Source organism: Euryhalocaulis caribicus (assembly GCF_000412185.1).
GTDB lineage: Bacteria > Pseudomonadota > Alphaproteobacteria > Caulobacterales > Maricaulaceae > Euryhalocaulis > Euryhalocaulis caribicus.
Map to the genome: position 1 here is coordinate 1 of NZ_ASJA01000007.1, position 20,986 is coordinate 20,986.

16 protein-coding genes are annotated in these 20,986 nt (G+C 62.3%); 7 read left to right on the forward strand and 9 right to left on the reverse strand.

Features of this window, described 5'->3' with window-relative positions; all coding sequences use genetic code 11:
- Nucleotides 1-89: 89 nt before the first annotated feature.
- On the reverse strand, nucleotides 90-533 hold the full coding sequence (aroQ, locus tag L338_RS07200; protein ID WP_022697696.1) for a type II 3-dehydroquinate dehydratase: 444 nt from the start codon (nucleotides 531-533) through the stop codon (nucleotides 90-92).
- Between the two features lie 74 nt (nucleotides 534-607).
- On the opposite strand from aroQ, the gene thiS reads away from it, so the two are divergent.
- Both thiS and L338_RS07210 read left to right on the forward strand, forming a co-directional pair.
- Complete coding sequence (gene thiS, locus L338_RS07205; protein WP_022697697.1) at nucleotides 608-808, forward strand: sulfur carrier protein ThiS; 201 nt, start codon at nucleotides 608-610, stop codon at nucleotides 806-808.
- A 3-nt stretch (nucleotides 809-811) separates the two neighbouring features.
- On the forward strand, nucleotides 812-1,609 hold the full coding sequence (locus L338_RS07210; RefSeq protein ID WP_022697698.1) for a thiazole synthase: 798 nt from the start codon (nucleotides 812-814) through the stop codon (nucleotides 1,607-1,609).
- Here the strand turns inward: L338_RS07210 and L338_RS07215 are convergent, their stop codons facing one another.
- The 3 genes from L338_RS07215 to L338_RS07225 all read right to left on the reverse strand — a co-directional run bounded on the left by L338_RS07215 (nucleotide 1,610) and on the right by L338_RS07225 (nucleotide 6,361).
- On the reverse strand, nucleotides 1,610-2,353 hold the full coding sequence (locus L338_RS07215) for a DsbA family protein (protein WP_022697699.1): 744 nt from the start codon (nucleotides 2,351-2,353) through the stop codon (nucleotides 1,610-1,612).
- 66 nt (nucleotides 2,354-2,419) lie between these two features.
- The gene (locus tag L338_RS07220) at nucleotides 2,420-3,769 is read right to left on the reverse strand and encodes a M48 family metalloprotease (RefSeq protein WP_022697700.1); all 1,350 of its coding nucleotides are present in this window, start codon (nucleotides 3,767-3,769) and stop codon (nucleotides 2,420-2,422) included.
- 81 nt (nucleotides 3,770-3,850) lie between these two features.
- Nucleotides 3,851-6,361 carry an Rne/Rng family ribonuclease gene (locus tag L338_RS07225; protein WP_022697701.1) on the reverse strand — a complete coding sequence of 837 codons (2,511 nt, stop codon included), beginning with the start codon at nucleotides 6,359-6,361 and terminating at the stop codon, nucleotides 3,851-3,853.
- A 444-nt stretch (nucleotides 6,362-6,805) separates the two neighbouring features.
- Here L338_RS07225 and L338_RS07230 point away from each other — a divergent pair, with 444 nt between their 5' ends.
- The 3 genes from L338_RS07230 (at nucleotide 6,806) to prfB (ending at nucleotide 11,846) form a co-directional block, all read left to right on the forward strand.
- Nucleotides 6,806-8,017 carry an N-acetylmuramoyl-L-alanine amidase gene (locus L338_RS07230; protein WP_022697702.1) on the forward strand — a complete coding sequence of 404 codons (1,212 nt, stop codon included), beginning with the start codon at nucleotides 6,806-6,808 and terminating at the stop codon, nucleotides 8,015-8,017.
- Nucleotides 8,018-8,115: 98 nt separating this feature from the next.
- Nucleotides 8,116-10,644 carry a penicillin-binding protein 1A gene (locus L338_RS07235; RefSeq protein ID WP_022697703.1) on the forward strand — a complete coding sequence of 843 codons (2,529 nt, stop codon included), beginning with the start codon at nucleotides 8,116-8,118 and terminating at the stop codon, nucleotides 10,642-10,644.
- Between the two features lie 73 nt (nucleotides 10,645-10,717).
- Nucleotides 10,718-11,846, forward strand: a protein-coding gene (gene prfB / locus L338_RS07240; RefSeq protein ID WP_152485842.1) for a peptide chain release factor 2 whose coding sequence is annotated in 2 segments (ribosomal slippage) — nucleotides 10,718-10,786 and nucleotides 10,788-11,846 — 1,128 coding nt in all. Because the reading frame shifts where the segments join, the coding sequence is not laid out codon by codon here.
- A 42-nt stretch (nucleotides 11,847-11,888) separates the two neighbouring features.
- Here prfB and L338_RS07245 read toward each other — a convergent pair.
- The 3 genes from L338_RS07245 to bcp form a co-directional block, all read right to left on the reverse strand.
- The gene (locus L338_RS07245) at nucleotides 11,889-12,464 is read right to left on the reverse strand and encodes a bactofilin family protein (protein WP_022697705.1); all 576 of its coding nucleotides are present in this window, start codon (nucleotides 12,462-12,464) and stop codon (nucleotides 11,889-11,891) included.
- Complete coding sequence (locus L338_RS07250; protein WP_022697706.1) at nucleotides 12,448-13,662, reverse strand: M23 family metallopeptidase; 1,215 nt, start codon at nucleotides 13,660-13,662, stop codon at nucleotides 12,448-12,450. The genes L338_RS07245 and L338_RS07250 overlap by 17 nt, the downstream gene beginning before the upstream one ends.
- A gap of 165 nt (nucleotides 13,663-13,827) precedes the next feature.
- Complete coding sequence (gene bcp, locus L338_RS07255; protein WP_022697707.1) at nucleotides 13,828-14,301, reverse strand: thioredoxin-dependent thiol peroxidase; 474 nt, start codon at nucleotides 14,299-14,301, stop codon at nucleotides 13,828-13,830.
- Between the two features lie 71 nt (nucleotides 14,302-14,372).
- Here bcp and L338_RS07260 point away from each other — a divergent pair, with 71 nt between their 5' ends.
- Nucleotides 14,373-17,777, forward strand: a complete 3,405-nt coding sequence (locus L338_RS07260; protein ID WP_081639524.1) for a DUF3971 domain-containing protein — start codon at nucleotides 14,373-14,375, stop codon at nucleotides 17,775-17,777.
- On the opposite strand, the gene tyrS is transcribed toward L338_RS07260, so the two are convergent.
- Complete coding sequence (tyrS, locus tag L338_RS07265; RefSeq protein ID WP_022697709.1) at nucleotides 17,774-19,009, reverse strand: tyrosine--tRNA ligase; 1,236 nt, start codon at nucleotides 19,007-19,009, stop codon at nucleotides 17,774-17,776. The genes L338_RS07260 and tyrS overlap by 4 nt on opposite strands.
- Before the next feature lie 44 nt (nucleotides 19,010-19,053).
- On the opposite strand from tyrS, the gene L338_RS07270 reads away from it, so the two are divergent.
- Nucleotides 19,054-20,184 (forward strand): anhydro-N-acetylmuramic acid kinase, encoded by a 1,131-nt coding sequence (locus tag L338_RS07270; protein ID WP_022697710.1) that lies wholly within the window; start codon nucleotides 19,054-19,056, stop codon nucleotides 20,182-20,184.
- Here L338_RS07270 and L338_RS07275 read toward each other — a convergent pair.
- Nucleotides 20,181-20,867 carry an alpha/beta hydrolase gene (locus L338_RS07275; protein ID WP_022697711.1) on the reverse strand — a complete coding sequence of 229 codons (687 nt, stop codon included), beginning with the start codon at nucleotides 20,865-20,867 and terminating at the stop codon, nucleotides 20,181-20,183. The two genes, L338_RS07270 and L338_RS07275, sit on opposite strands and share 4 nt — an antisense overlap.
- Nucleotides 20,868-20,986 lie beyond the last annotated feature (119 nt).

Consider the following 20,986-nt stretch of genomic DNA (forward strand, 5'->3'; position numbering starts at 1 on the left):
AGGATTTCAGCCAGTTCACGCACGATTTGCGGATCGATCGGCTTTTTGGCGGTATCGTCAGAAGACATCGATAATCCCGTTATTGCGGGTCAAGTTTTTGCCGCTTCTGCAAGCGCGGCGTCTAACCCTAACAAATAGCTTAGCTGTCCAAAGCCGCTAATTGTTCCCTTCGCGGCGCTGGAAACGTAACTGTGAGCCCGGAACGCCTCACGGGCGGCGGGTTGTGAAAGATGAACTTCGATGACCGGCGCGTCTATAGCCTTCACCGCATCATGAAGCGCCACGGAGGTATGGCCCAGACCTGCGGGATTTAAAACCACCGCGTCGGCGCGTTCGCCAGCCTCTTGCAGCCAGTCTATCAGTTCGCCTTCATGATTGGTCTGGCGGAATTCCAGTGTCGCGCCCATGTCCTTTACATGCGTTTCGCAAGCGGAGCGCAGATCATCCAGCGTGCCGGAGCCGTAAAACTCCGGTTCGCGCTGCCCCAGCAGGTTCAAATTGGGGCCATTGAGGATGTAGACAAGAACGGTCATCGGGCCGCCTTACAATGTGACTCGCACCGCTTTTATCCGGGGCGGGCCGCGGCGCCAACACGGAGCGGGATGTAATGCAGATCATGCTGAACGGCGACAGCTCTGACGTGCCGGACGGGCTTAACGTTGAGGGACTCCTTGCGCACTTGGAAATTCCGCTGCGCAAGGTAGCGGTTGAACGCAATCTGGAGATCGTTCCGAAGTCGCGTTACGCTGATACGTTGCTCCAGGCGGAGGACCGTATCGAGATTGTTCACTTCATCGGCGGAGGCTGAGCCATGCCTGACGACGGCAAATCCATTTCGGAAGCGGATACGCTGCGTGTTGCAGGGCGGGAGTTCAATTCGCGCCTGATCATCGGAACCGGGAAGTATGAAAGCTACGCCCAGAACGCCGACGCGCTGCGCGCATCGGGCGCGGAGATCATCACGGTCGCCGTGCGCCGGGTAAACCTGACCAATCCGGACGAGCCGATGCTGGTCGATCATATCAGCCCGGACGATTACACATTCCTGCCCAACACGGCCGGTTGCTTCACGGGCGAGGACGCGGTGCGCACGCTGCGCCTGGCGCGCGAAGCCGGCGGCTGGGATTTGGTGAAGCTGGAAGTGCTTTCCGACCCCAAGCACCTCTACCCGGACATGGCGGAAACGTTGCGCGCGGCTGAGATGCTGATCAAGGACGGCTTCCAGGTGATGGTCTATTGTTCCGACGACCCGGTTTACGCGAAGAAGCTCGAAGAGATTGGCTGTTGCGCGATCATGCCACTGGGCGCGCCGATCGGATCGGGGCTCGGCATCCAGAACCCGGTCAATATCAGGCTGATCGTGGAAGAGGCGAAGGTGCCTGTAATCGTGGATGCGGGCGTGGGCACGGCCTCCGACGCGGCCATCGCCATGGAACTGGGCTGTGACGGCGTTCTGATGAACACCGCCATCGCCGAGGCGAAAGAGCCCGTGCGCATGGCGCGCGCCATGAAGCACGCGGTCATTGCGGGGCGGGAAGCCTATCTGGCCGGACGCATGCCCAAAAAGAAATACGCGGATCCGTCCAGCCCGCTGGCCGGCCTGATCTGATCAGCTGCCGGACAGCTGGGATTCCAGCGCGTCTTCCAGCATCTCGATATTGGCGCCCGGGACCACCTGATCACCGATGACATAGAAGGGCGTGCCTTCAACGCCGATCTCGGCGGCCAGCACCATCGTGTCATTGATCAGATCGTCGACGTCCATGGACTCCATGTCGGCGCGCATCTGCTCGACATTGACGCCAACGGATTCGGCGATTTCATCGATCCGCTCACTGGTCAGGCGGTCGGTCGCGCCCATGAGCGCGAAATGGAAAGCGGCGTATTTGTCCTGTTCGCGGGCGGCGTGGCTGGCCTTCATCGCCTCGACGGAGGTGCCGGTGGAGGATTCGCGAACCGGGAAATCACGAAAGACCACTTTGACGCGGTCATCATGGGCCTCCAGCGTTTCCTGAACCCAGCCGGCGGACAGGCGGCAGTAGGAGCAGTTATAATCGAAGAACTCGACGATCGTGACTTCCGGCGTTTCGGCGCCAAGCGTCGGGGCGCGGTCATCCAGCAGCCGGTCCTTGTTGGCCACGGCGGCCTTGCGAACGTCTTCCATCGCCTTGGCGTTCTCGCGGCGCTGAAGCTCGATTAGCGCGTCGCGAATGATTTCCGGATTTTCGAGGATATATTGCCGGACAACTTCCTGAACTTCGTCCTTGCTGGCCGGCGCGGATTGCTCGGCCTGTGAGCCGCAGGCGGCCACGAACCAGGCCGAAACGGCGAGTACGGCGATACGCTTCATCATTGCAGTAGCTTTCCGGGTATCTGTTTTCATTGGGACGCCGCAATCAAAGCGGCGGATAGTGACGGCTCAGCGCCGGCGTTGTTCAGCCGCCGCGCGCAGCATCGGTTCGCTGACCGACAGGATATCGCTGGCCCGGCGCCAGTCCAGCGTGCCAGTTTCCAGCCCTTCCTTGGCGCGGTGAGCAAACATGGCGGCGCGGCGCAAATCGCCCGAGGCAAAGGATTGCTCGGCGACCGCCAGCTGCGCCAGACTGGTCTTTCCCTGCGCGTTATAGGCCAGCGAAAGCTGGTACCAGGCGTAGCTGTTATCGTGTTCGGCGCGCAGCGACTTCTTGAGCAGGCCGATGGCTTCCTCGATCTCGTCATCTTCGCCGTGCCGGATAAGCGACTGCGCCAGTCCGACCTCGAGAAGCGGCTGATCTGGCTCCAGCTCCACGGATTTACGGTAGGGCTCAATGGCCAGATCCGCCTTTCCGCTCTCGAAATACATTTGCCCCTTCAGCTCGTGAAAGTAGGGATAGTCGGGATCAGACTGGATCAGGGAATCGACTTCCTCCACAGCCTTGTCCAGCGCGCCTGAGCGGTAGAGCGCAACAGCCCGGGCATAGCGCGCGGGCATGGAGTCATCATCGCGCTTATAGACGCGGAAAACGCGCTGCGGCGTTTCAAGAAACCCGTAAATCTTGCCCTGAACCAGTTGCAGTCGCGCGATCTCTTCCGGGCTGTCGCGATAGTCGCGGAAGTCGGATTCGCTGATCTTCTTGCGCAGCGCCGCGATCCGCGCGGAGGAGAGGGGATGAGTGCGGAAATAGGGGGACTGCTGGCGTTCGGCCAGCACTTCCTCATGACGGAACCGCTCGAAAAACCCGACTATGCCTTCCGGTGAGATGCCGGCGGTTTCCATGAACTCAATGGCGGCCTGGTCGGCGTTTGATTCCTGCACCCTTGTATGAGTCATGAAATTGAGGGCGGCGAATTGCTGGCTGGAGGCCATCACCGCGGCGCCCGCGTCAGGCGCGCCCGCCAGAACGGCCAGCAACCCGACCCCCATGGTCAGGAACATGGTGGTCATCGCCTGGCTCTGGGCCTCGCCCATGCGCAGCAGGTGACCGCCGGAAATATGGCCGGTTTCATGCGCCATCACGCCCTGAAGCTGATTAGGCGTATCGGCTTCCAGAATGATCCCGGTATTCAGAAATACGTTCTGACCGCGCGTGACAAAGGCGTTCATCGAGTTATCGGCGACGATATAGATGCCGATATCTTCGCTACGCAGACCGGCGGCCCGGAACAGCGGGTCGCCATAGTCGTACAGCATCGCCTCGATTTCCGCGTCGCGGATCAGCGATTGCGCGTGCGCCGGCGCGGCGACCATCACAACAAGACAGGAAATCAGGGCTATTGAAGCGCGTATCATAAGCGTCCCAAGTCTTAAGTCCCCCGACACCATTATCGTAGCGAAGCGCCGATCACACGCCAATCACGGTTTCAGGCGCGCTCAGCGTTGCCACCAGCCCCGGCGGCGCGGCTTGCTCTCGGCCTCATCGCCGCCAACGGATTCCGTTTCCTTCTTGTCGTCCTTTGCGGACGCCTTGCCGGAAGACGCATCTGTTGAAGCTTTTTCCGTTTCCGGTTCGGCCTTCGGCTTGCGGCGCGAGCGCGGCTTGGGTTTGGGCTTCTCCGTCTGTTCCTGCTTGGGTTCCGGGAAGTCTATAACCTCGGCCTCGGTCGCAGCGGCTTCTGGTGGCTCCCCGCCGGATTTGCCCAGCTCTTCCGGCGAAACCGGTTCGGCCGGGGCATCCCCTGAAATCGGCTCGACAATTTCCAGCCCGCTCGGCTTGTCCGCCGGTTCGGTCTTTTTGGCGCGGCTCCGGCGCGGCCGTTTGGGCTTCTCGTTTTGCGCCGCATCGTCGGATTTTTCAGGTTCGGACGATTTGTCGTCGTCTGACTTGCGGGCCGCGACCTCTTCGGACTTTTCGTCGTCCTTCTGCGCGCCATCCTCTCCCGATTGCTCGGAATTCTGGTTCGAACCACCCCGGCGTCCGCGGCCGCCCCGGCGTCCGCGACGGCGGCGGCGCTTGGGCTTGTCCGATTTATCTTCACCGGAATCATCCGCAGATGCATCCGACTCGTCGGAATCCTCTTCGGAGGATTCGTCATCCGATTTCGGCGTGTCATTGGCTGCATCAGACTGTCTGGATGAATCACCGGAAGAGGATGATCCGCCGCGTCCGCCGCGACGGCGGCGCTTGCGGCGCGGCTTGTCGCTTTGCTCTTCCTGTTCTTCCTCCGCTTCCGGCTCGTCTTCCTCGGCGGTTTCAGGATCGGGCGCTTCCGCCTCGATGGCTTTTTCAGCCTGTACGCGCGCCTGACCGACTTCCGCCTTCTCTTTCGCCGTCAGCTCTTCAAGCTGTTCGATATTCATCTCGGGCGGGGTGAGGGACGGATCGACCTCGATAACGACGCTCATGCCGAAGCGATCTTCCAGCGCCTGAAGCTGATTGCGTTTCTCGTTCAGCAGATACATGGCGACTTCGGACGGCGCGCTGACGCGGACCCGGCGCGAACGTTCGCGCACGGCCTCTTCCTCCAGCTGACGCAGAGCGTGCAGGGCGGCGGACCGGATCGAGCGGGTGAAGCCCAGCCCGTTACAGGTCGGGCAGGCGCGGGTGGAGCCTTCCAGAAGGCTGGCTCGGCGGCGCTGACGCGACATTTCCAGCAGGCCGAATTGCGAGATTCGTCCCACCTGCACGCGGGCGCGATCGGCTTTCAGCGCGTCCTTGAGGCGTTTTTCGACGGCCCGGTTGTTCTTGTTCTCCTCCATATCGATGAAGTCGATCACGATGAGGCCGGCGAGGTCGCGCATCCGCATCTGGCGGCAGGCTTCTTCGGCCGCTTCCAGATTGGTCTTGAGGGCCGTCGCCTCGATATTCCGCTCCTTGGTGGCGCGGCCCGAGTTCACGTCGACGGCGACCAGCGCCTCGGTCGTGTTGATAACCAGGTATCCGCCCGATTTCAGCTGGACGACCGGATTATAGATCTGGTCGATCTGCGTCTCCATCTGGTGACGCTGGAACAGCGGAATCTTGTCGCGATAGGGCTGAACCTTCTTGGCGTGAGAGGGCATCAGCACGCGCATGAAATCTTTGGCCTGCTTATAGGCCTCGTCGCCCTCGACCAGGACATCCTCGATATCCTTGTCATAGAGGTCGCGGATGGAGCGTTTCACGAGATTGCCTTCCTCGTGAACCAGCACAGGCGCGGTGGATTTCAGCGTCTGTTCGCGGATTTTTTCCCACAGCCGCAACAGATAATCATAGTCGCGCTTGATCTCCGCCTTGGTGCGCTTGGCGCCGGCGGTGCGGATGATCAGGCCCATGCCGTTCGGCACGTTGAGGTCGGAAATGATGCCTTTCAGACGCTTGCGGTCCGTCGCGCTGGCGATCTTGCGGGAAATCCCGCCGCCGCGGCTGGTATTGGGCATCAGCACGCAATAGCGACCGGCCAGCGACAGATAGGTCGTCAACGCCGCGCCTTTATTGCCGCGCTCTTCCTTGACCACCTGCACCAGCATGATCTGGCGGCGCTTGATGACTTCCTGGATCTTGTAGCGGCGCATGGCGCGCTTGCGGCGGCGCTCGAGCTGCTCTTCGACGATTTCCTCGTCGTCGTCCTCGGCGTCCTCGGACGCAGCGGCGTCGACCTCGTCCGCCTCGTCGTTGTCGGCGGCCTCTTCCTCGATCAGTTTCTGCCGATCCTCATAGGGGATCTGGTAGTAATCGGGGTGAATTTCGTTGAAGGCGAGGAAGCCGTGCCGGTTTCCGCCATAATCGACAAACGCCGCCTGCAGCGAGGGTTCAACCCTCGTCACCTTGGCGAGATAGATATTTCCGCGAAGTTGTCGTTTAGCGTCCGATTCGTAGTCAAATTCCTCGAGGCGGTTCCCATCCGACACCGCGACCCGGGTTTCCTCCGGGTGCGCTGCGTCGATCAGCATTTTCTTGGCCATGTAGCGGATCTCCTGGTCCGCCGGCGCGAGACATAACAAGCGCGGGCGAACGGTGTGCAATCGCGCCCGGGCCGGGAGCATCCCTGCGATTAAGCATTTCGATGTTCAAAGCGGCGGGGCGCATGAGTGATTCCTAAAAGTCTGACCGCAGCGGGCTGCGGCCGGTGCGAGAAGCTCTTGAAAACTCTGGGCGCGCGAATAGGCATGCGGCGCTCATCAGAGCCAGGAGCCGGTATCTCTGGCGAGGAGGTCAAAGACGGGCGTCTGGTCGGATAAACCGGCTCGACGCGACGCCGTTGAAAAGCTCCCTCACACGTCGCAATCTGCATCAAATTCACAGAAATGCAAAGCTGCGCGTCTGTTGGAGTTCATCAACCTCGCGTTCAGCATATGGGTATAAACTCTGGCGTTTCATGCTTCTGAAGATCCGGGTTCGTGCTGCAAATGATGCCAACGGCCAAAAAATGCCTTGCCGCGCTGATGTTCTGCCTGCTGGCGGTAACGGGCGCCAGCGCAGGCCAGATCACCGATATCCGTTATGGCGACTTCGACGGCTATACGCGGATCGTCATCGAATCGGACTCTGCGCTGGACTACAGCATTTTCACACTGGCGGAGCAGGGGATGCGGGTTGTCGTGGACCTGCCGCATGTAAAATGGGCGGGGCCGGCGCAACAGATTGGTGAAAACCAGTTGCGCATCGCCGGCCACGGTCCGATTCGGCAGGCGCGCTTTGGCCACTACACCGCCGACACGTCCCGGGTCGTCTTCGATCTGGATCAGCCGCTGACCGTGGAGCAGCATTTCTACATGGCGCCGGCCGCTGCGGGCGGATCACATCGCCTGGTGTTCGATCTGCGCCAGACCAATTTTCAGGTTTTTGCTGAAGCGGCGGGCTTCCCCGAAGACGGAGAGGTTGCGCAGGGCAGCCGCGGGGAAATCGCGCAGAACGCGGTGTTCCGGGAATCCTCCACCCGCCGGATTGTTGTGGACGCCGGGCACGGCGGCAAGGACCCCGGCGCGATCGGCATTACCGGAAAGCGCGAGAAAGACGTCAATTTCGCCGCATCGCTGGCCCTGAAAGAGGCGCTCGAGGCGCTGGGCGATTACGAGGTGATCCTCACCCGCTCCACCGATATCTATCTGGACCATGATCTTCGCGTTCAGGTGGCCCGTGAGGGGGGCGCAGACCTGTTTATCTCCCTGCACGCCGATTCGATTGGCAAGCCGGACGTCCGCGGAGCGTCGGTCTATACGCTGTCCAAACGCGGCACCGCGCGCGCCAAGCAGAAAGTGCTCGATAATAACTGGGTCATGGACGTCACGCTGGCCGGGCGCGATCCCGATGTCAGCGGCATTCTGGTGGACCTGGCCCAGCGTGAGACGAAGAACCAGTCGGCCGCATTCGCCGAAATTCTGACCGGAAGGCTGCCCGAGGCCGGCCCGGTTCTGCGCAATACGCACCGGGAAGCGAATCTGTACGTTCTGCTGGCTCCTGACGTGCCGGCGGTGCTGCTGGAAATGGGCTTCATGTCCAATCGCGGCGATGAAGCCAATCTCAGCACTCCGTCCTATCGCGAAGGGCTGGCCCGGACCGTCGCCAGCGCGATCGACGACTATTTCGAACAGCGCGAAAGACTCTTCGCCGCCCGTTGATTTTGGCTGTCTGTAACTGACCGCCAGACGTATCAATTGACCGCCCGACTCCTTATTATCGCCTCAAAATGCGGCGACATGCGCTTGCGGAGCGGGATATGAGCGTAACGAAAATTCTTTTGCGCATCGGTTTGATCGGCGGGATTGCTGCGGTCGTCCTGGGGCTGGTGGTGCTGGCCGCGGCCGGAATCTATGTGATCCGGGTTACGGACGATCTGCCGGACTATGCGCAGCTGGCCGATTACGAGCCCCCGGTGATGAGCCGCGTGCACGCCGCGGACGGTACGCTGATCGCCGAATATGCGCGCGAACATCGCGCCTTCGTTCCCATCGACGCGGTGCCGCCGAAAGTGATCGAGGCGTTCATTTCGGCCGAGGACAAGAATTTCTACCGTCATGGCGGGCTGGACTATGCCGGCATCATCCGCGCCGCGATGGCGAACGTGCAAAACGTCATGGACGACGACCGGCTGGAGGGCGCGTCCACGATCACACAACAGGTCGCCAAGAACTTCCTGCTGACCAATGACCAGCGGGTATCCCGCAAGGTGCGCGAGATGGTTCTGGCCCGGCGCATGGAGCGCGCCTTCGGCAAGGACAAGATCCTCGAGCTTTACCTGAACGAGATTTATCTGGGGAACCGGTCCTATGGCGTGGCCGCGGCGGCGCTGAACTATTACGGCAAGCCGCTGGACGAATTGACGCTGGCCGAAACCGCCTATCTGGCGGCGTTGCCCAAGGCCCCCAGCAACTACCATCCGCAGCGCCACACCGAACGCGCGATTGCCCGCCGCAACTGGGTGATCGACCGCATGCGCGCGAATAATTATGTCAGCCGCTCCGAAGCGCAGACGGCGAAGAAGGAACCGCTTGAGGTCGCGCCGGGCCGCTTTGGCGTCATTGACGATGACGCGCAATATTTCGCGGAGGAAGTGCGCCGCTCCCTGATCAGCATGTATGACGAGGACCGTCTTTATGATGGCGGTCTTTCGGTTCGTACGACCCTGAATATGGACCTGCAGCGCGCCGCGCGGGACGCCCTGCGCAAGGGGCTTATTTCCTATGACCGCCGGCATGGCTATCGCGGCGCGTTCGCGACGCTGGACCTTGACGCTGTCGACTGGCGCGAGGCCCTGCCGGAGGTCGAGGCGCTGCCGGATCTGGGCGACTGGGTCGCCGCGGTGGTGCTCGGCGTGGAAAGCCGCAGCGCGGAAATCGGCTTTGTTGACGGTTCGACCGGCAGCCTGGACTTCGAGGCTTCCCGCTGGGCGCGCCCGGCGCGCGATAACGCCCGCGTCGGCGCCGCGCCATCAAACATGGGCGACATCGTTTCCGCCGGCGACGTGATTTATGTCGCGCCGATGGAGGAAGGGGACAGCTACGCCCTGCAACAGGTTCCGGAGGTGAACGGCGCCTTTATGGCGATGGACCCGCATACCGGACGGGTGCGCGCTCTCGTGGGCGGTTTCAGTTTCGCCCATAACGAATTCAACCGGGCGACGCAGGCCTCCCGCCAGCCCGGATCGTCCTTCAAGCCGATCGTCTATGCGACGGCGCTGGATAATGGCTTCACCCCCTCGACAGTGGTGCTGGACGCGCCATTCGTGGCGCGCGGGGGCGACGGGAAAATCTACCGGCCGTCCAACTATTCCGGCCGCTCCTACGGCCCCAGCACGCTCCGGCGCGGCATCGAGATGTCGCGGAACCAGATGACCGTGCGCCTGGCCAACAAGGTCAGCATGGATCCGATTGTCCGGTACGCGGAGAATTTCGGCGTGGCGGAGGAGGGGCAATATGTCCCCACGCTGGCGATCTCGCTGGGCGCGGGGGAGACGACGCTCTGGCGCATGATTGGCGCTTACGGCGTGTTCGCCAATGGCGGGCAGAAAGTTGTCCCGACCGTGATCGACCGAATTCAGGACCGCTACGGAAACACCATTTACCGTCACGATCCGCGCGTCTGCGAGGGCTGTGAGGCGCAGGAATGGGACGGACAGGACGAACCGGAATTGCTGGATCCGCGTGAGCAGGTGATTGACCCGGTTGTGGCCTATCAGATCACCTCCATGCTGGAAGGCGTGGTGGAGCGCGGCACGGCGGCGCGGGCGGTCGGCGCGAAGGTGGACTTCACCCTGGCCGGCAAGACGGGCACGACCAATGATTTCAAGGACGCCTGGTTTGTCGGCTTCGCGCCGGATCTGGTCGCCGGCGTCTATGTCGGCTTCGATCAGCCGCAGACACTGGGCTATGGCGAGGCGGGCGGCGTTGTCGCCGCGCCGATCTTTGCCGACTTCATGGCCGAGGCCCTGAAAGGGGAAACCAGCGTTCCGTTCCGCGTGCCGTCCGGCGCGCGTCTGGTGCCGATCAACCCGCGCAGCGGCGCCCGCATGGCGTTCAATGCGCCGGGATCTATTCTGGAGCCCTTCAAACCGGGCACGGAACCGCGTCAGCGTCAGGCGACCCGCAGCAATATCCGCCTGCCGGGCATGAACGATTTCGGATCCTCCGGCATCGGCATTGCCGGCGCGGACGGACAGTCCTCGGTCGCGGTGGACGGGGTTATCGGCGCGGATGAGGAAGAGTCGGAAGACGACGAATCCGAGGATACGCTGGGCGGCGTCTATTGACGCGCCGGAGCCGTTGCGTAACCAGATAACAAGCTGATCATCCCGTATTTCATGCAGTAAGGGAGCGTCGTTCGTGCGCGCCGATATCGAATCCGCATCTGAAGAAATCCAGCAGTCGGTTGAACTGCTGAGGAGGCGTCTTTGACTGGGAGAAATCCCTGCGCCAACTGGACGAGCTGAACGCCCGGTCCGAAGACCCTGATATCTGGAACAAGCCGGACGAAGCCCAGAAGCTGATGCGCGAGCGCAACCGGCTGGATTCCGCGGTCAGTGCGGTCCGCAGTATTTCGGAAGAGCTGGAAGCCACGCTGGAAATTGCAGAACTGGCGGACGCCGAAGGCGATTCCGACATGCTGGACGAGGCGGCGGAGGCGTTGGCGAAGCTCTCCAAACGCGCCGCCGACGCGGAGCTGGAGGCGCTGCTATCGGGCGAGGCTGACGCCAATAACGCCTTTGTGGAAATTCATGCGGGCGCCGGCGGCACGGAAAGCCAGGACTGGGCCAACATGTTGCTGCGCATGTATTTGCGCTGGGCCCAGTCGCGCGGGTTCTCGACGGAGCTGATCGAGGAGAATTCCGGCGAGGAGGCGGGCATCAAGTCCGCGACCGTACTGGTCAAGGGCGAGAACGCCTATGGCTGGCTGAAGACCGAATCCGGGGTGCATCGGCTGGTGCGGATTTCGCCCTTCGATTCCAGCGCGCGGCGGCACACCAGTTTCGCCAGTGTCTGGATCTATCCAAAAATCGACGAAACGATCGAGATCGAAATTGAAGACAAGGATGTCCGCACGGACACCTATCGCGCGTCAGGCGCGGGCGGACAGCACGTCAACAAGACCGATTCCGCGGTTCGTCTGACCCATACTCCGACAGGCATCGTTGTGCAGTGCCAGAATGACCGGTCACAGCACAAGAACCGCGCAACGGCGTGGGACATGCTGCGCGCCCGGCTCTACGAACTGGAATTGCAGAAGCGCGAGGAAGAAGCCGAAGCCGAGGCTGCGTCCAAGACGGAGATCGGCTGGGGCCGGCAGATCCGCTCTTATGTTCTGCAGCCTTATCAGATGGTGAAGGATCTGCGGACGGGCGTGGAAACGTCCGACACGCAAAAAGTTCTGGATGGCGGCCTGGACGAGTTCATGGCCGCCTCCCTGGCCGAGCGCGTGGCCAAGGACACCGAAGAAGAAACGGGGGCCGCGTAACCGCGACCCCCGTAATTCAGAAATTTTATTTTCTGCCGCTTCCTAGCTACCCGTTTTCAGGCCTTCCTGCGAGGAAGAGCTGGAAGATCCGGAGCTGCTGGACGGCGCATTCGCCGGCCGCGGCTGCTGCTGCGACGCGCCGTTAGACGATGACGGCGAAGCCGAGGACGAAGACTGGGATTGCGAAGCGGCGGGCTTGCCGGCCTTGCCGCCAATCGGATCTTCGGCGCGGCGGCAATTGCCTTCGAAATAGGCGCCGCTTTCGATCGCCAGCGTCGAATGGATGATGTCGCCTTCAATGCGCGCGGTGGAGGCCAGTTGTACATGGCGCGCGCGGACGCTGCCGGAAACATGGCCGCGGATCAGGGCGGTTTCGGCTTCAACTTCGCCTTTCACGGCGGCGTGTTCGCCAACGGTCAGCGAACCGGCGCGGACATCGCCCTCGACGGCGCCGTCCAGTTGAATTTCGCCTTCTGATTGAATTGAGCCATTGATCGCGATGTCAGGGCCCAGAATGGACGGACCCACGGATTTCGCGCTGCGGCGTTGCTGGGGGGCTGCGCTCGTGACGGCGTCCATTTCGAATTCCTCGTCTTTGTCTTTAGCTTTGCTGAACATACTCACCCGCTTTCAGGAACTTGCTCGGATCGTAGACCTTGCCCTTGAACCATACCTCATAATGGAGGTGGGTGCCCGAACTTCTGCCAGTTGATCCCATCAGGCCGATCGAGTCGCCGGTGACGACTTTCGCGCCCTTTTTAACCGTGATTTGCGACAGGTGAGCATAACGAGTCTTGAAGCCGTGGCCGTGATCCACTTCCACGACGCGGCCATATCCGCCTTTCCATCCGGCAAAACTGACCGTGCCCGCCGCGGTGGAAACGACCGGCGCGCGGTAATAGGCGGCCATGTCCAGGCCGGTGTGATACGCCGCGTGACGGGTGAACGGATCAACGCGGGAGCCGAAGCTGCTGGTCCGGCGCGTCTTGGCGCCCACCGGGTTGCCGATCGGGGCGGAGGCGAGCGTCAGCTCCATCTCTTCCGCTTCGGCAATGCGCGCGGCAACACGCGCCACGCGGTCATTGAACATGGAGTCTGTTGAGCCGAAGAGACCCTCATTGGCCATTTCAATATAAGGCCCGCCCAGTTCCAGTTCTTCGCCGCCATTGAGGTCCGACAGGCGCAGACCGGTCAGGCGCACAGCTTCGCGCACGGTTTCAATGCGGGCTTCTGCCTTGGTCTCGGCGACCGCCATCAGGCGGTCCTGTTCAGCTTCCAGAGCGGTCAGGCGCGCATTGACGCCATTGGAAGCAAAGTCGCGCGCGGGCGCCTCGCCGGCTTCCGAAAGCACGCGCGACTGGCGCGGCGTCGCATCGCCCGCGACGGAAGCCATCATGACGCGTCCGCTATTGGCGTCCGCGATTGCGGTTTCGCTGGTGTGATCCAGGAGCTGTTTCAGCGTGGAGTGACGGCGCTCCAGATTGGCCGCTAGCTGTTGAAACTCGACTGTGCGGGTTTGCAGCAGATTGCGCGCTGAAACTTCACGCGAACGCGCTTCCTGCAGAAGCCGTTCATAGTGAGCCACCTTGTAGGCGTTCGCGCGATCATGCGCGCTGATCACATAACCCCGCAGAAAGACCGATGCGGTTCCATATAGAAGCCACATCGCCACGATGAGCACGCTTGCCGCGGCGGCAAGCTGAAGCTTCGTGCCGATGGAGATATATGAAACCCGCCCCTCGGTGCGGTGATAGATCTGCCGTTCTGGAAAAATACGCGCGATTGTCTCGCGCAGCTGCTGCCAGAGACGCATCATCTCAAGTCTGTCCCGCCTAGTTAACCCCTTCGCGGGCGCATAACACCTGATCACGTCCAGCAATTCAAGTGCATGCGCGTATTAGGCGATGAGATTGTAATCTAGCCGTTAACCAAAGGTGTGTTTTGCCGCGATTATAGCAGTAAAGACGGGCGCTTCTCCGCTTTAACCGGTCGCCTTGGCCGCTTCCAGGACAGCTTCGACATGTCCGGGAACGCGCACCTTGCGCCAGGATTCGATGATTTTTCCGTCAGGACCGATCAGGAAGGTGGAGCGTTCGACGCCCATGAATTTGCGTCCGTACATGTTTTTTTCTTTCCAGACGCCATAGGCCTCGCAAACTGCTGTGTCTTCGTCGGCCAGCAAAGTCACGCTCAGCTCATGCTTGGCCTTGAACTTGTCATGCTTGGCGGCTGTGTCGGGCGAAACGCCAAGAATGACAGCTCCGGCTTTGCGGAACTGGTCGAGATGTTCTGAAAAGGCGATGGCCTCTTTCGTGCAGCCCGGCGTATCGTCTTTCGGATAGAAATACAGAACGACGGTCTGTCCGGAATAATCCTTCAGCGAAACTTCGCCGGATCCGTCACTTGGAAGCGTGAAATCAGGAGCCTTGTCGCCGGTTTGCAGAGCTTGAGTCATGATATTGTCCCTGTGTCCGAGTTCGGGCTGAACATGGTTTGTGACGCCGCGTCCGTCCAGCCGGGGATTTCATGACGCGCCAGGCGACACGATTGGCGCTGGAGATGGCGGCGCTGGTTTTCATGCTCGCAATTTTCGTTGTGGGCTTTGCGGTTTACCGGCTGTCCGGGGGGCCTGTGGACCTGGAAGTCCTTCGCCCCAACGCGGAAGAAATCTTCGCTGAGGCATTTGACGGCGAAACGGTCGAGCTGGGTGAAATCCGGTCCGAATGGCGGCCGGAATCCCGCGCCATCGTTGTCACGGCCAGGAATGTCACAATCCGGGACGAAACGGGGGAGGTGGTGTCGGTCGCGTCCCGCATCGCCACCGCCTTGCCGGCCGCCTCACTGGCGCAAGGGCGGTTTGCCCCGCTCTGGGTCGAGGCGGAAGGCGGCGCGTTTGCAGTTGTCCGCCGCCGCGACGGATCCTTTGCATTCGGTCTGGGAACGGCGCGCCGCGCCGTGAGGGAAGAGGAAGAAACGACGGAGGGCGCGCCCTCGCTCGACTGGCGCGAATTCGAACTTCCGGATGGCGCCGCCAATCTGCGGCGGCTGGCGCTCAGCGATGTTGTCCTGTTTGTTCAGCTTCGCGATATCGGTCTGAACTGGCGCATCCGGCATGCGTCCCTGGACGCCGACCTGTCGGGCCAGACCCTGTCCGCGGACCTGGCGGGCGAGCTGCTGCAGGAAAATGGGTACGCGACAATTTCAGCGCTGGTCAGCGCCGACCTCGGCGTGAAACGCATTGCGGCGGAAGGAGTCGTCTCAGGCTTCAACCCATCGCAATCGGCGCCGCAACGATTGGCCGGCTGGGCCCGTAGCATCGATGCGCCTCTGGATCTCAACTGGCGTCTGGCGACGGCGCGCGAGGGACGCCTGACGGGCGGGCGGCTGACAGCGCGTCTGGGCGCCGGAGAGGTCGCCATCGCGAGGCAGCGGCGCCCGATAAGCGGCGCGGACCTGCGCATGCGATACGAGGCCGGCCGGCAGGCAATGGTTCTGGAGGCGCTGCAACTGGAATCCGATGTGCTCAGTCTTCGCGGCGAGGGCGCGGTCACGAACCTCTTTTCTGACGGAGACGCGTCTCCGGAAATCGAGCTTTCGCTCGGCGAGTTCGGCCTGGATATGCCGGGTCTGTTCGAAGAGCCGCTTTCATTGACGGCCATAGAATTTGAGGGCGGTCTGTTTCAAGACGATGTCAGCGGTCTGACCATCGACAGACTCTCTGCGGATCTGGGCGGGTTCTCGCTCGGGCTTCAAGGCAGCGTGGCCTTCGTTCGGAACGCGGGAGAGTGGGCTTTCTCTAGGCTTTCGCTGGAAGGCGGCACGGAAGGATATGCGTCGCCGCAGGACTTGTTGCGCTACTGGCCTCTGGATTTTGCCGATGGCGGGCGCGTCTGGATCGCTGAGCACGTCGATGCCGGGCGCATCCATGACGCCGAATTTGAACTGACCATGACCGATGAGGACGTGGCGCGCGGGCGTCTGAACGAGGACGACATGCGTCTGGCCTTCGCGATGGATCGGGGCGAAGTCAGATATGTCTCGACCATGAGCCCGGTGACGCAGGCGAGCGGCAGCGCCGTACTGCGCGGAAATTCCTTTTCCCTGGAAATGGATGAAGGACGCATCGGCGAGATGGTGCTGACCGAGGGGCGCGTTGAGATTCCAAGACTCAAACCCAAAGGCGCGCCAGCCGTTATCGCGGGCGCCGGCCGGGCCACGGCCTCCGATGTTCTGAAATTGCTCGACGAGGAGCCGCTGGGCTTTCCGTCCGCCTTCGGCATTGATCCGGACTCTGTTCAGGGCGAAGGGGAAATCCGGTTTGAACTGACACGTCCGATGCGCAGCGAGGTGCCGATCGAACGTATCGGTTTCGATGTGGAGGCCGATTTTGAGAATGTCTCCGCCCCGACCGGCATTGGCGGGCTTCAGATAACCGACGGCAAAGTTCACCTGGAAGGCACGCCCTTTGGCCTGATCGCGCGCGGTCCGGGGCGTATCGGGCCGGTCGAGGCCCTGATCTCCTGGGAAGAGCGGTTTGGGGAGCCTGAAGAAATCCCTTCCACGATCTTCAATGTCGAGGCCGTACTGGATCAGGAGGATTTCGACGCGCTGGGCGTGCCGCTCAGGCAGTTCCTCAATGGGCCGGTCCTGTTTTCCGCGCGGACCGAGGGCGACGGCCTCGCCATTGAGAAGGGCGCCGCTTCGGTCGATCTTACAAGCGCGGCCATCGGCTCTGCGGGCGATTTCTGGAACAAGCCTCAGAACAGCCCGGCCGGGGGACGGTTCGAATTCACCAGGAATGATGACGGGTTCCAGATCAGCTCGGCCCGGCTGACCGGCCCCGGCCTGGAAGCCGCAGGCGCGGCGCGATTTTCCGGCCAGGGCCAGTTGGACAATATCCGTCTGGAAACCGTGCGGCTGGACCAGTTCGCTGACTTTTCCCTCAATCTTTCCCGGAATGACGCGGTATTCGAACTGGATGTCGAGGGCGATTATCTGGACGCGCGATGGCTGGTTGATCAAATCCTGTCCGATGCCGGCGCCGGGAAACTCGGGATTCCAGTTTCCGCGGATATCGTTCTCGACCAGGCCGTGATCTCCGACGCCCTGACCGCGGAACAGGTCACGGTTGCGTTTGATCACTCCGGAGAACGGATCGAAACGGCCAGCGTTGACGCGCGCGCGGCCGGCGAACCGGTTGCCATCCGGCTTGCGCCGGGGGCGGGCGAGGCCCGAACCCTGTCGGCTTCGGCCCAGGACGCGGGACTGCTGTTTGAGGCGCTGTTCGGGATTGATCAGGTTCGCGGAGGGCGCTTTACGCTCGATGGGCGGTCCGAGGCCGCCGACGCGCCGTGGAATTTTGAAGCGCGCGTTGAAGAATTCGATCTGGTTCGCGCGCCGATTCTGGCGCGATTGTTTGCGCTGGCCTCGCTTCAGGGGCTGGCCGACGTTCTGGGCGGCAGCGGTCTCAGCTTCAATGAAATGATCGCCGAAGCGTCGCTGGACCAGGGGCGCATCCGGATCGAGCAGGCGCGTGCGTCCGGTCAGGCGCTGGGAATCACCACTTCAGGCGAAATCGATATGCCGCGCAGCGAACTGGCGCTGAACGGCGTTCTGGTGCCGTCTTATGGCGTAAACGCCTCCGTTGGCGCTTTGCCGGTTATCGGCGATCTCCTGACGTCCCGTGAAGGCGAGGGGCTATTCGCTTTGACCTACTCGGTCAGCGGACCGTTCGATCAGACACAGGTGGTGGTGAATCCGCTTTCCGCGCTGGCGCCGGGCATATTCCGCCGGATATTTGAGGGCGGCGTGTCTCTGGAGGAGGCCCAGGCCGAAGCCGCCCGGCAATCTGCGGAAACGCCGGATGAGGAACCCGCTGCCGAACAACAGCTTGAATCCGGGGGCGAGCCGGGCGAGGAGCCGCCCGGCTAGACGATTTTCAGAAGCGCGTGGCGTTTCTTGCCGACGGACAGTTTTATAGCGCCGTCGCGGATATCCTCGTCCGTGAGGGTTGCGAACGGATCCTCGACCTTCTCGTCATTCACTTTCAAAGCGCCGCCCTTGATGTGACGGCGCGCCTCGCCGCGGGACTCTACCAGCTCGGCGCGTTCGAACGCTTCCAGAATTCCAAGTCCGCTTTGCAACTCCGCCGCCGGAATTTCGACCGAAGGCAGGTCCGCGCTCGCGCCGCCCTGCTCGAAGGTCTCGCGCGCGGCGGCCTCCGCCTTACGGGCTTCGTCCGCGCCGTGCAGCATCGCGGTGGCTTCATTAGCAAGCCTGATCTTGGCGTCGTTGATGTCCGCGCCTTCCAGCGATTCCAGCCGTTCGACCTCGTCCAGCGGCAGGTCGGTGAACAGGCGCAGGAAGCGGCCGACATCGGCGTCTTCGGTGTTCCGCCAGAATTGCCAGTACTGATAGGGGCCAAGACGGTCCGGATTCAGCCAGACAGCGCCATCGGCCGTCTTGCCCATTTTCACGCCGGACGCGGTGGTGATCAGCGGCGTCGTGAAGCCGTAGGCTTCCGCGCCGTCGACGCGACGGCAGAGCTCCACGCCATTGACGATATTGCCCCACTGGTCCGCGCCGCCCAGTTGCAACTGGCAGCCGCTCGCGCGGTTCAATTCCAGGAAATCGACCGCCTGCAGCAACATGTAATTGAATTCGAGGAAGGTCAGCGGCTGTTCGCGGTCGAGGCGGCTTTTCACCGAGTCGAAGGTCAGCATCCGGTTGATGGTGAAATGCCGTCCGAACTCGCGCAGGAATTCCAGATAGGAATATTCGGACAGCCAGGCGTCGTTATCGACGACAATGGCTTTGTCCATGTCCAGCAGCGCATGGAAGGGCTTCAGAATGCCTTCCTTGTTCGCTGCGATGTCCTCCGGGGTGAGAACCGGGCGCTGGCTGTCCTTGCCGGACGGATCGCCGATCTTCGTCGTCCCGCCGCCCAGCAGGACGATCGCGGTGTGGCCGGCCTGTTGCAGGCGGCGCAGCATCATGATCTGAACTAGGCTGCCGACGTGAAGGCTGGAAGCGGTCGCGTCGAAACCGATATAGCCGGTCACGGTCTGGCGGGCGGCCAGCGCGTCCAGGCCCTCGATATCAGTCGCCTGATAGAGATAGCCGCGTCCGGCCAGGGTCTTTATGAGATCGGATTTGTATTGCATAGGCCGCGCCTTCTATCACGGCGCGGACGAGAGGGAAGGGCTTAATGGCGGCGAAGCTATACCGCGCAATCGGTTTCATGACCGGCACGTCGATGGACGGCCTCGACGGCGCGATTCTGGAAACTGACGGCGAAAGTCTGATCCGGCCGCGCGCGTGCCTTTCGCTTCCCTTCGATGATGGCGTGCGCGGGCATATTCTGGCCGCGGTGAAAGCGGCGCGCGCGTGGGGTTTTGAGGGGGACGAGCCCGCGGAAGCTTTCGCGCTGGCAGAAGACGCGCTGACTGAATTGCATGCGGAAGCGACGGCCCAGCTTCTGGAAATGGAAGGCCTGACCGAAGCGAATATTGATGTCATCGGATTTCACGGTCAGACCGTTCTCCACCGGGCGCCCTCGGCGCGCGCGGCCGGGCGGACCCGCCAGCTCGGCCGGGGCGCCGCGCTGGCGCGTCTGACAGGCATCAACGTGGTCAATGATTTCCGCGCGGCCGATGTCGCCGCCGGCGGGCAGGGCGCGCCGTTCGCGCCGCTCTATCACGCGGCTCTGGCCAAACGGGACGGGCTGGAACGGCCGCTGGGCGTGGTCAATCTGGGCGGCGTGGGCAACATCACCCTGATTGATGCGGATGGCGGGATACTGGCTTTTGACACCGGCCCGGCAAACGGTCCGATTGACGACTGGGTCGGCGGAGAAGGCGACCGGCTGTTCGATGAGGGCGGCGCGCTGGCGCAAGCCGGAAATCTTGATGAGGCCCGCCTGCAGGGGCTGCTGAACCATCCCTATTTCGAGACGCAGCCGCCGAAGTCGCTGGACCGTCAGGACTTCACCAGCGCCATGGCGGAAGGGCTGTCCATAGAAGACGGCGCGGCCCTGCTGACCGAATTTGCCGCCGCCTCGGTCGTCCGTGGTCTGGAGTGGGCGGCGGAACGGCCGCGGCGGCTGATCGTCACCGGCGGCGGGCGCAACAATCCCGTGTTGATGGATGCGTTGCGCCGTCGCGCCGGCGTGCCTGTTGATCCTGTCGAGGCCGTGGGCTGGCGCGGCGACGTGCTGGAAGCGGAGCTGTTTGCCTGGCTTGCGGTCAGGTCGCTGCGCGGCTGGCCGCTGTCGGTTCCCGCCACCACCGGCGTGCAGGAACCCATGACAGGCGGCGTTTTGAGCCGCGCGGCGGTCTAGCCTTCGTCCTTGTCCGGATCAGGCACGAAATTGCCGCCCCAGGCCGGGGGCAGCCGCGTGTCGAGATAGGCGTTGACCGCCTTCTCCATCTCTTCGGCCTTGTTCTGGAAGAAGTGGCCGGCGCCGGGGATCGTCTCGTGCGTGATCACGCGGCCCTTCTGGACGCGGATCTTCGGCACCACGCGCTGAACATCGTCCGGCGGCACGATCTTGTCTTCCGAACCATTCAGGATCAGGCCGGATGACGGGCAGGGCGCCAGGAAGGAGAAATCATACATATTGGTCGGCGGCGCGACGGAGATGAATCCGTCAATCTCCGGCCGGCGCATCAGGAGCTGCATGGCGATATAGGCGCCGAAGGAATGTCCCCCGACCCAGCTGAGCGGCGCGTTCGGGTTCAGCGCCTGGAACCAGTCCAGCGCCGTGGCCGCGTCGGACAGTTCGCCAAGCCCCTGATCCCAGCTGCCCTGGCTGCGGCCGACGCCGCGGAAATTGAAGCGGAGGACCGAGAAGCCGCGATCCTTGAACAGGTCGAACAGCGACAGCGTCAGCTGGGTGTTCATATTGCCGCCCCCGTTCGGGTGCGGGTGCAGGATCAGCGCGACTGGGGCGTTTTCGGAGCGGCCGGGACGGTAGCGTCCCTCGAGGCGGCCGGCGGGGCCCGGAATAATGACGTCAGGCATGGGTCTCCAGAGGTTTCGCGGATAGCGGTTGGAATACTTGACTAATTCAGTCGGAAAACATAGCTCCCGCATGAACCGCCGCTTCAAGAGCGCGCGCTTTTAGCAAACGGCTTCTTGAA